The sequence below is a fragment of the Maritimimonas sp. 2304DJ26-3 genome (assembly GCF_056591635.1).
In genome coordinates this window covers 1-500 of the sequence record NZ_JBWQOK010000013.1, presented here as the reverse complement: position 1 = coordinate 500, position 500 = coordinate 1, and the positions used below count along the sequence as shown (strand labels likewise).

1 protein-coding gene is annotated in these 500 nt (G+C 38.2%); it reads left to right on the top strand.

The features are described from left to right. Window positions 1-500, top strand: a 500-nt coding sequence (locus AC1EUV_RS13795) for a DUF5011 domain-containing protein (RefSeq protein WP_480199304.1), incomplete at both ends; no start/stop codon positions are given.

The window sequence follows — 500 nt, the reverse complement described above, 5'->3', positions numbered from 1 at the left end:
TAATGTATTATTTCAAGTAGAAGTTGATGGAACGAATGCTCCTGTAGGAGATGTTCAAACAATTACCACTGCTAACGAATGGGTAGAACTAACTTTTACATTGGCAAATATTCCAGCTGGAGTTAACAGAATTTTAGTTCGTCCAGATGTTGGAAATCAAGATGGTACTAAGCCAAATACTGGTTCTCTTTATATAGATGACATTACAGAGGTAGGTAGCTCTAGTGGAGGCGATACAGTTGCACCTGTAATAACATTAAATGGAGATGCTGTTGTTAACCTTACAGTTGGCGATAGTTATACTGATTCAGGAGCTATGGCATCTGATGATGTTGATGGTGATATTACTGGAAGTATTGTTGTAGGAGGTGATACTGTTGATACAAATACTGAGGGTACATATGTAATTACTTATAATGTGAGCGATGCGGCAGGAAATCCAGCTACTCAAGTTACGAGAACCGTAAATGTAAGTGCAAGCAGTAGTTCAGCACTTTTAG